Annotated in this window: 9 protein-coding genes; 5 read left to right on the forward strand and 4 right to left on the reverse strand. The window is 40.0% G+C overall.

What is annotated here, in order from left to right; all coding sequences use genetic code 11:
* Positions 1-9 precede the first annotated feature (9 nt).
* A complete protein-coding gene (locus JNC77_RS15805; RefSeq protein WP_374834235.1) occupies positions 10-834 on the forward strand; it encodes a creatininase family protein in 825 nt (274 codons plus the stop codon).
* Positions 835-1,283: 449 nt separating this feature from the next.
* Here JNC77_RS15805 and tagD read toward each other — a convergent pair whose 3' ends face one another.
* Positions 1,284-1,697 carry a glycerol-3-phosphate cytidylyltransferase gene (tagD, locus tag JNC77_RS15810; RefSeq protein WP_374834237.1) on the reverse strand — a complete coding sequence of 138 codons (414 nt, stop codon included), beginning with the start codon at positions 1,695-1,697 and terminating at the stop codon, positions 1,284-1,286.
* A gap of 379 nt (positions 1,698-2,076) precedes the next feature.
* Between tagD and galE the strand changes: the two genes are divergently transcribed.
* Positions 2,077-3,084: a UDP-glucose 4-epimerase GalE gene (galE, locus tag JNC77_RS15815; protein WP_374834239.1), complete on the forward strand. Its 1,008-nt coding sequence runs from the start codon at positions 2,077-2,079 to the stop codon at positions 3,082-3,084.
* A gap of 54 nt (positions 3,085-3,138) precedes the next feature.
* Positions 3,139-5,286 carry a bifunctional glycosyltransferase/CDP-glycerol:glycerophosphate glycerophosphotransferase gene (locus tag JNC77_RS15820; protein ID WP_374834241.1) on the forward strand — a complete coding sequence of 716 codons (2,148 nt, stop codon included), beginning with the start codon at positions 3,139-3,141 and terminating at the stop codon, positions 5,284-5,286.
* Between the two features lie 359 nt (positions 5,287-5,645).
* Here JNC77_RS15820 and JNC77_RS15825 read toward each other — a convergent pair whose 3' ends face one another.
* Positions 5,646-5,930 (reverse strand): hypothetical protein, encoded by a 285-nt coding sequence (locus JNC77_RS15825; protein ID WP_374834243.1) that lies wholly within the window; start codon positions 5,928-5,930, stop codon positions 5,646-5,648.
* On the reverse strand, positions 5,927-6,724 hold the full coding sequence (locus tag JNC77_RS15830; RefSeq protein ID WP_374834245.1) for a lysozyme family protein: 798 nt from the start codon (positions 6,722-6,724) through the stop codon (positions 5,927-5,929). The genes JNC77_RS15825 and JNC77_RS15830 overlap by 4 nt, the downstream gene beginning before the upstream one ends.
* A gap of 175 nt (positions 6,725-6,899) precedes the next feature.
* Between JNC77_RS15830 and JNC77_RS15835 the strand changes: the two genes are divergently transcribed.
* Both JNC77_RS15835 and JNC77_RS15840 read left to right on the forward strand, forming a co-directional pair.
* Positions 6,900-7,997, forward strand: a complete 1,098-nt coding sequence (locus tag JNC77_RS15835; RefSeq protein WP_374834247.1) for a polysaccharide pyruvyl transferase family protein — start codon at positions 6,900-6,902, stop codon at positions 7,995-7,997.
* An 80-nt stretch (positions 7,998-8,077) separates the two neighbouring features.
* Positions 8,078-9,172 carry a polysaccharide pyruvyl transferase family protein gene (locus tag JNC77_RS15840; protein ID WP_374834249.1) on the forward strand — a complete coding sequence of 365 codons (1,095 nt, stop codon included), beginning with the start codon at positions 8,078-8,080 and terminating at the stop codon, positions 9,170-9,172.
* 191 nt (positions 9,173-9,363) lie between these two features.
* On the opposite strand, the gene JNC77_RS15845 is transcribed toward JNC77_RS15840, so the two are convergent.
* A partial coding sequence (locus tag JNC77_RS15845) for a DUF4376 domain-containing protein (RefSeq protein ID WP_374834251.1) occupies positions 9,364-9,765 on the reverse strand: 402 nt, incomplete at its 5' end.

Consider the following 9,765-nt stretch of genomic DNA (forward strand, 5'->3'; position numbering starts at 1 on the left):
ACACAAAAAATGTCGATTGAAGTTGAATGGGCGCGTATGACCGCCCCTGATCTGCGCAGCATCGCAGAACGCGGCAATGCACTGGCTATCCTGCCTGTAGGCTCGCTGGAACAGCACGGGCCCCATCTGCCGGTTATCACCGATACAGCGAGCGCCAGTGCCGCCGCCATCCGCGCCGCCAAACTGGTGGCAGAAGATGTGCCTGTTGCCGTTCTGCCAGGCCTTTGGCTTGGCATGAGCGAACATCATCTACCTTTCGGCGGCACGATCACCGTTGATTATCAGGCTTATGAAGCCATGCTGCGCGGTATCGTCAAATCTCTGAAAGCGCTCGGCTTTGCAAGGCTCTTGATTGTCAATGGGCATGGCGGCAATGTTGATCCGTTGGCTGTCGCAGTGCGTGAACTGGCGGTGACTTATGATCTGCCAATTGTTGCCACCACGCCGTGGTTCCTGGCACCAAAAGAAACTGCTGCCATCTTTGAATCCGACACAGCCCCAAAACATGCTTGTGAGGGTGAAACTTCAGTGATGATGGCGATTGCCGGTGATTGTGTGAAAGCCGACAAGCTGGACGAAGCTATGCAGCAAGCACCAGAGCCTGTGCATGCGCCGGACGGATTCTCACGCTTTTACTCTTTCTCGGAACGTGCACCGATCACCGGCACATGGGGCGACCCGCGTCTGGCGAGTGCTGAAAAAGGCGAAAAATTCCTCGCTATTCAAGCCAAAGCACTGGCTGATGCGATCAAGAATCCAGCTCTTTGGTCACGTCCGGACCCAGTCTGGCGTGCCAATCGCGGACTAGAAACAACAGCTGGAAGGGCAGATTGACTTTTAAAATAGGCGGTCATAATGGCCGCCTTTTTATACCAAGTAGAGACTAACATAATTCAGTCACGTGGACATAATGCAACATTGCTTAAAGAAGTTGTACATGCACTAAAAATGTGCGGGTGGTCGGCATCCAATTAACACCGCACCAATTGAATTGGTTGGATAATTTATAATATAAAAACAAATTGTGCTACATATAGTGTAACAATACGGGTGACGTTTTCACACCGTATTTTCAACTAAAACGAACCACTGTTCTTAAACTCTTTGCGTGCTTGATAATTTTAAAAAGTCAATTCTTCTAATGAGAATGGACATAAAAAATTATTATAGGTCAAAAATCTTCCGCTATAAATTTAATAACTTTAATAACAATAGGAAATAATAAAGCAGCCCGATTAGTACACTAAACGAGCTGTTGTAAAAATATTAAAAATTATAAAGCCTCAAGCGGCAGGCGCATGAATAGCATTTTTATAATATGTTGAAGATATAATTGGAGTGCGGTCTAAATAAATAACGTCACAATGAGGCTTTAGAAAATCAAATTTTCCTGCCCAATCATGTCCCATTACAAAAGTGGAAACATTATAACGCTTCACATCCTCAATCTTCTGCTCCCAATTTTCTTCGGGAATAACAAGATCAACGTATTTTGAGGACTCAACAATAAGCTTGCGTTCTTCGTAGCTAAAGAGCGACTTTTTTCCTTTGAGGGCATTAAATTCATCAGTTGAAACAGCAACGATTAGTTTACTACCAAGTTCGCGAGCACGCCTCAAAATATTGACATGACCTGCATGAAATATATCAAACGTTCCATACGTTAGGATAACTCCCGCAGAATTAGGCACTTTCATCCAACTTTCCTTCTAACGTGCGGTAAAATCAAAGCAAGTCACAAAAACGTAACAAAATTTTGAAATATCACACATTATATATAAAAGCTAGCAGACTAGAGAATGACTAGATTCAAAAAATAAAATTTGACAATCTAATTATTAACGTTAGCTGTTTCAGAAAATAAAAACACCCTAAAAGACCATTAATAACATATAATCAGTAAGCCTTGCGACCATATGGAAAGCAGCCTTACAGAATATAATCAAACTGCGAATTAACTCTCGTAAGTTAAGCATGTCATGCGTATCTAGTAAGCACTTCGGTAAGGTTAATGACGAAATTCTATTCGATCCCTCGTAAGAAATTAGCATTTTTAATGATTGTAGGAGAGAAACAATGTCCATATTGATTACGGGTGGGGCTGGTTATATTGGATCACACACTGCAATCCAACTTATCAAGGATGGGTATAAAGTAGTAATTTTTGATAATTTTGAAAATAGTCACCACGAGGTTATTAACAGAATTGAAAAAATAACAGGCATACGCCCTCCTCATATTGCGGGTGACGTCCGTGATCAAGAGATAGTAAAATCTATACTAATAAAGCATGATTGCGACGCTGTAATACATTTTGCAGGATTGAAAGCAGTCGGCGAATCTACAGAAAATCCACTACTTTATTATGAGTATAATGTGAATGGCACTCTAAAGCTATTGCAAGTAATGAAAAGTGTTGGAGTTAGGAAATTTATCTTTAGTTCCTCAGCAACAGTTTACGGAATCCCTCAAAGCTTACCTTTTACAGAACAACATCCATTATACCCGATGAGTCCTTACGGTCAAACTAAGCTTATGGTTGAACAAATTCTTAGCAGTTTGTTCAATAGTGATCCTAGTTGGAAAATAAGCATTCTTAGATACTTTAATCCAGTCGGGGCACATGAAAGTGGTCTAATAGGTGAGGATCCCAAAGGTATACCAAACAATTTAATGCCGTTTATTACACAAGTTGCAGCCGGTAAGCGAGAGTACCTAAATATATGGGGAAATGACTACCCCACACCAGATGGCACAGGTATTCGCGATTACATACATGTTGAAGACTTGGCCGCGGGACATATAAGCGCTCTTAAACAGCTAAAAAAACCTCAATGTGAGTTTATCAATTTAGGAACTGGCTCTGGTTCAAGCGTATTAGAAGTCATTAGTAATTTCGAGCGTATATCCAATAGAAAAATCAATTATAAGATTGCTGAGCGACGACCAGGAGATGTTGCTGAGTATTATGCTGATCCCACTTATGCTGCACAATTGCTCGATTGGAAAGCAACAAAAAATCTAGAAACAATATGCAAAGACACATGGAATTGGATATCCAAGAATCCTAACGGATACAACTGACGCATAAATATAAACAAATATACCCCGCACTTAACGAACAACCATGAGTTAAATATGAAGCTGTCCATAATTATTGTCACTTGGAATAATGAAAACTATATCGAACAAGCATTAAATAGTTGCATTAATCCGGATTTTTCGGACTACGAAATCATCGTCGTCCATAATGCGTCAACGGATAGAACCGGCGAGTTAATCAGGCGCACTATACGTGGAAATGAGAATTTATTTAAAATCATTGAAAATGAGGCTAACGTAGGCCTTGGAGAGGGACGAAACATAGGAATGCGCCACGCCAAAGGCGAATATTTTATGTTCTTAGATGGAGATGATTGGTATTCAGAGCAGATGCTTAATACCGTTTTTCCTATAATCAGCTCTTCAAAACCAGAGCTAGTTATTATTGATTTCCTGCGTTATCATCAAGATGCTCGCCTTGAAGCAAATCCACAAAGAAAACAACTTAATGATGGTTGGCGCAACAGAACACAAGAACGAGCTCAGCTGTTAAAGAATTTTGGCGTCGCCTGGAATAAAGTTTATAAAAAATCATTTATTGATCATAATAAACTTACATTTCCTCAACTATACTACGAAGATATAGTATGGAATATGCAATGTATTCTGTTGGCGTCCTCAGTCTATGTTACCCAAGCACAATTAGTTTTCTATAGGCAGCGCCCTGGATCTATTTTGCGCTCAACAGATATGAAACATTTTGATTCAATCACGCAGCACAATGGGATTATTTCCTTCTTAGAAGACAATCCAAACTTGATAGAAGATTATGGGATTCCGCTGCGGAATTACTCGCGCCACCAAATGTTTGCCACAATTCACTTGGGGGGACGTGTTCCCGTTGGTAAGGAAGGTAAGTTTTTAAAACTCGCATATAAAACATTAAAGCGCTATGATAAATTGCTAGCTAACAATGGAGTATATGCCCATGCTCCAAACCATAAAATAAGGGAAAAAGTTGCATCTTTAGGAATTTATCCTCTGTATAAAGCCCTACGGTTAACAGAACGCCTAAAAAAGAAATACTTCACGCCATATGCAGAACGTATACATAAATACTGTAGCCCCAAAAAGCATCGTTTTTTGGAGGTGTTATACACCAATGTTCTTGTGAAGTTTCCAGTAAAGAAAAATAGAGTGCTGTTTGACTCATTTTGGGGTCATAAAACAGACGGAAACCCTTTAACTCTCTATAAAGCTTTACAGCAATATAAACAATTTGACTGTGCCTTCATGCTTAGACGTGACGGAGTAAGTTCTGTAAAAAATCTAAATCGCGTTGGGCGCTCCTCCCTTAAAGGATATTGGTATATGGCGACATCTCAATATCTAGTTACCAACTCAGCTTTTCCGGATAATTTTATTAAAAAATCTAACATGATTATGCTTCAAACTCAGCATGGCACTCCTTTTAAATATATGGGTTTAGATCAGAGAAAAATTCAGCCCAAAGCCATGAATTGGTGGCGCTTGACCTTAAACACCCGGATCTGGGATTTTATTTTGTCGAGTAACGATCACTCAAGTAGTGTATGGCGCCAAGCTTACCCTTATAATTACAAGGTCTTAGAGGTCGGCTACCCATCAAATGATCAGTTCTACCATGCAAAAGATAATGAACTATCCAACCTAAGAAAAAAATTCAAAATACCTGATGGTAAAAAAATTGCATTATATGCACCAACTTTTAGAACTTCACGCCGAAACAAAGAGTTTTATGTCGATGAGATATTCAATCCAGTCAAAGTTGTAGAGGCGCTTGGCGATAATTTTGTCCTATTATTAAGAGGGCATTATTTTACTAAGTCTGGTACCATCAATAATCAAAATGTCATTGACGTTTCGACCTACCCTGTAACCAATGATATCCTGACTATAGCGGATATCCTAATAACTGACTACTCCTCCATATCTGTAGATTATGCAAATACAAAAAAACCAATAATTTTGTATACTTACGATTACGAAGAGTACAAAGCAGAACGAGGGTTATACGTTGATATTCGAGAATTATTACCGTCAACTACAGCTAATAATTTTGACGAACTCATAACAATTTTAAAAGAAGAAAAGTACAACGATCACAGTTCAAAAATTGAAAATCAAAATTTTCGATCTTTATTTTGCAAATACGAAGACGGAAAATCGACGCAAAAAGTATTAAAAGAAGTATTCTCTATTTAAAAGAAATATAAATTGGCGTGTTGCAATTTAAAAAAAAGCAACACGCCAATATTAATATAAAATAATCTTATAAATTTAATAGCGATATAATTAGACGAATTAATTTTAAAGTTAGTATATTAACCTACCAAATTAATCCAAACCTCCATTTAAAAAATTATCGCAAAAAATCACTACAGGTAATTGTACCAGCGAGTTCACTAATACTACACTTCACAAAAATGCCTATTTAAAGAACCTTTTACGACTAGAGCGATCACCAGCACCCAATCCGTCTGCCATTTTGATCATTACCTTCGATACGCTCAGCTGCTAAGCGATCAATCTTGATCAAGGCAACCAGCCCTTCCGCTGAAACATTATTCTGCCTCCAGCCAGCGCAATTGCTCGCATTCTTCACGTGATCGCACCCCCCGACTATGAAGAGCGTGCATACAAAAATCATAATCCGAAAAATTACGCGCTTTCGCATCGTCCTTGCTCCTTTTTCGCTCTATTTTGAGATCATCTTTGAGTTGAAGAACGACACCCCGCTGCCATACCGAATATTTACCGACCTGATAGGCAAACCCGCCTATAAAAATAGCCGCCACGATGGCAGCCAATACAAGCTTTAGCCAAGAGGGGATGAGCCGCCAGATCATAGCTCATCCATTAGCTTATTTACGACACGCTCAAACCTTTTACGTGCCTGATCCATAGTTAGGATTGAATATGTGGTGACGGCCAACACTAATACTAACAAGGCCATTTGCACCCGCCAATCAACAAACGGCATTGCAGCGCCCGCGCCACCGCCAGAAAGCCAGGACCAGAAGCGTTTTGTTTTCAAGATCGGTTTGTCAGCATCAACAGAGCCGGACACTCTTTCTACAACTGGATCTGGTACTGACTGCTTAGCTTTACGAACCTGATCAAGTATACCCTCCAAACGCTCTGGCTTAACCAATGCCATATTGAGCTTATCACCCATGTAATATGACTGACCACGCCGTAGATTGTGATGGGCTCCTTTAGTAGCAGCCAGAACGGGAAAACTTGCCCACTCTTGCGCAAGACGCTTGCCAAACTCAGTGCGGCTAATTTTACCAGCCATGTATTCTTCATAGCCACGCCGTTTAAGCAGATGATAAGCAAGCCGATCTTGCAGATTCGGATCAAAGATTTGAGTACCTTGCAGCCCAAGATCACGCGCTAAATCTTGCAAGGTAGCCCTCATAAACTGATAGCCACCTGATGCAGACGATTTAAAGCGCTTGGTAAAGCTGGCCTGCGCATCAACTAATTCACCAATTGTCATTGAAGTAATCGGCTTTGGTAATTTGCTCTGATTACGACCATAAATAATATCATATGAAGCGCGGTCTGTCCGGCCAACTTCGATCAAACGAACGAAGTCGAGCAGAATAGCCGCGCCAGTTGGCACGGTTTTGTCCATTTCAATTTTCCTTGGATGTAGAATGATATGGTCTTAACTTAATCAATCATTATAAGACCATATTATCTGATTAAACCTAATAAAATCACAAATTTTTAGATAATGTACTCAATGAAACCAGTATGTTATATGCATAGTTAACGGTAATGAATACATCGAAAAGGTAGGGTTAACTTTGGGCACTTATTATTTACACGGTGGGGCAGGCGCTCCAAATTTTGGTGATGAATTAATGGCGCTACAGTGGTTAGATTTCATCCAAGATCGAACATCAAAAAATATTGTTCTATCAGGCTATCACAAAAATGCATTGACCGATTTATTCTCCACAAAATATCCGAACGTTCACCTTACGGACGCGCTCAGCAAACGACAAACCGAATGCGCAGACGATTTTTGGAGTGCATTTAATAGCGGATTTGACTTTTTTAAAAACGAAGACCCCAAATTCTCAAGTGATGAGATGGAGAGGATTTTGAACACTTCAATTTTTCATCTTCATGGGGGTGGTTACATCAACACTCTGTGGCCAAAGCATAGTTTTTACCTTGGTTTTGCTGCTGCTATAAAAGAAAAATTAGGATGTTTAATTATAGGCACAGGGCTTGGAATCACGCCGGCTATAGAGCCTTCAACGCAACAAGATGCAGATCGTCTTAAAATAGCATTAAATGCTTTCGATATGCTAGAGTTTAGGGATATTCACTCCTGGAATTACGCTACAAAATGGGGAGGAGAACGATCAATTTTAGGACTTGATGATGCCTTCCTTTCTCCGGTACAAACTGTATCATTAGGAGGGAACGCTATACATGTGGCACTCCATAATAATAAATGGGGTAACGCAGTAATAGATCGTCGCCTAACCAAAGAATTAATTGAATCATATGATAGACATTATTTTTGGTGCTGTCACAAAAACGACCTAGGTCAGTACGATTATCTTATCAAGAAATATCCGCAATTCACTTTATTGAACGTTAAAGAATTAATATTTAATCCCTTACCATTAGGAAATAAGGATTTTGTTGTAACCTCTAGATTCCATCCACACTTAATAGCTTCACGAGTAGGTAGTAGAGGAAAGTTCTTAGCAATTGGCGACTATTCCGCAGTAAAACATGGATCATTATTATCACTTGGATCTGCATTTGTGAGAACTGATGCCGACTTAGAGACGGCAAATCCATCATTCGAAATGGCGGCATTAGATGCTGAGCGGACAGAAAAAAAACGCTTACTTTGGACTAAATCAATTACTGACGCAGTTTGACTCTGCATCCCCCTTACTTTGTTACACTCTATAAAAGAGTCTCCAACCACGTCATATAATAATCTCAAGGAGTACATAGAATGATCTATATAGCCGGGGGAGCCGGAGTTCCAAATTTTGGGGACGAATTAATGGCGAGATACTGGCTAGATAAGCTGAGCCAATATAGTGATGTAACGTTCGCAGGCGTGAGGTCAAAAGTTCTAAATTCACTATTCTCCAATCGCTTTCCCAATGTTCACTTTTCTGGAGCGTTACGTAATGTAATTGCACGTTCGTCTGCAGATTTCTGGGAAGCTTTTAGAGACGGTGCAAATGCTCTTCGTAGTGGCGTACTTCTAAGCATGCCTGTTGAAGAGGTAGAGCGCCTGATGTCCGCCAGTATATTTCACCTTCATGGCGGTGGCTACATAAACTCAAAATGGCCAAAACATGCCTTTTATCTTGGGCTGGCACTAGCTCTTAAAGAAAAAAATGGATGCAAGCTCATTGCTACAGGGATTGGCCTAACCCCTATACAGACCCCACCAGATGATATCCGTCCAATATTTGAAAGGGCTTTAGAGGCATTCGATGTTTTCGAAGTTCGAGATCAAGAATCATATGATTTCATCATGCAATACGACAATAGCAAGCAAGCTATTCATAATGGCCTTGATGATACATTCATCACACCCGTAACGCCAATAACTCCAGTACACAATCACCGTACTCTCCATGTTTCCCTTTATAACAATGAAGACGCAGATAGAGTTATAGAACGCATACCTCCGAGATTCATAGAAAGTTTTGATCTCCATAAATTCTGGCTCTGCACGCCTCAAGATGCCATTCAATTTGCGAAAATCGCCAAGCGGTATCCTTTTTTTTCAGCATTAACTCTAGAGACCATGATTTTCGAAAACTTACCGGTTTCTCGACTTGATTTTATGATTACTGCCAGATTTCATCCACATCTCATGGCTTCACGTGCTGGATCAAATGGAGCATATAGGGCACCAACCGATTATTATAAAGTTAAACATGGATCTATAGTAGCCCTCGGTTCTTCCTTTGAATTAACTCAAATGTCAAAACTAAAGCATAACATAGATTTGGAACCTACAATCTCGCTAAATGAGCATTCAAATGTTAGGCGTAAAGAAGAAATAATTAATAAAGTTTATGCAAAATGATCCTATAAACTAAAGAAGAAATCTATTTAAAAGATCCACATAAATGCGATTTTATTTATTTCAATAATTAAAATCACATTTATGTAATAATTATTTTTCAAAAAACTTAATTAACCAGATGCTACTTTCATCATATCTTTATATATATTTGGCACATATTTGTAGAAATAACAATAACTTCAAGGCCAGCCTTAAGCATTAGCCGGCCTTGACTTGTCTATTGGCCAATAATGCTCATCTGTAAAATCAGCTGGAATTTCAGTCATATCCTTTAGCGCGCGCGCTGAAAAAATCATCGCCTGCTTATGTGCCATTGCGGCTTGCCCAAAGACAATCATGGTCTGCGCATCCATCAGATGCAGCGTATTGTCTTCTGCAATCCATTGAAAATCACTATCACCACCATGCCAACGGTAATCTTTGGCTGCTGCCCCGGCTGAGATTGCGGCAAGTGCGGCCACAGCGGCACCGGCAATGTTTTCACGATCCTGTGGACGGATTTGATAGAACACATCTTGAAACGTAAAACCGCCATTGATACGGCGGTCGCGTTCAATATCTATTAAGCCTTCCAGCTGCTTTCGGTGTTCTTC

This window comes from Paenochrobactrum pullorum, from assembly GCF_041929845.1.
Taxonomy (GTDB): Bacteria; Pseudomonadota; Alphaproteobacteria; order Rhizobiales; family Rhizobiaceae; genus Paenochrobactrum; species Paenochrobactrum pullorum.

What these genes read in the sequence shown, in the direction of transcription:
- JNC77_RS15805 (WP_374834235.1), top strand. Translation starts at nt 10, where the DNA reads ATGTCGATTGAAGTTGAATGGGCGCGTATGACCGCCCCTGATCTGCGC.
- tagD (WP_374834237.1), bottom strand. Translation starts at nt 1,697, where the DNA reads ATGAAAGTGCCTAATTCTGCGGGAGTTATCCTAACGTATGGAACGTTT.
- galE (WP_374834239.1), top strand. Translation starts at nt 2,077, where the DNA reads ATGTCCATATTGATTACGGGTGGGGCTGGTTATATTGGATCACACACT.
- JNC77_RS15820 (WP_374834241.1), top strand. Translation starts at nt 3,139, where the DNA reads ATGAAGCTGTCCATAATTATTGTCACTTGGAATAATGAAAACTATATC.
- JNC77_RS15825 (WP_374834243.1), bottom strand. Translation starts at nt 5,930, where the DNA reads ATGATCTGGCGGCTCATCCCCTCTTGGCTAAAGCTTGTATTGGCTGCC.
- JNC77_RS15830 (WP_374834245.1), bottom strand. Translation starts at nt 6,724, where the DNA reads ATGGACAAAACCGTGCCAACTGGCGCGGCTATTCTGCTCGACTTCGTT.
- JNC77_RS15840 (WP_374834249.1), top strand. Translation starts at nt 8,078, where the DNA reads ATGATCTATATAGCCGGGGGAGCCGGAGTTCCAAATTTTGGGGACGAA.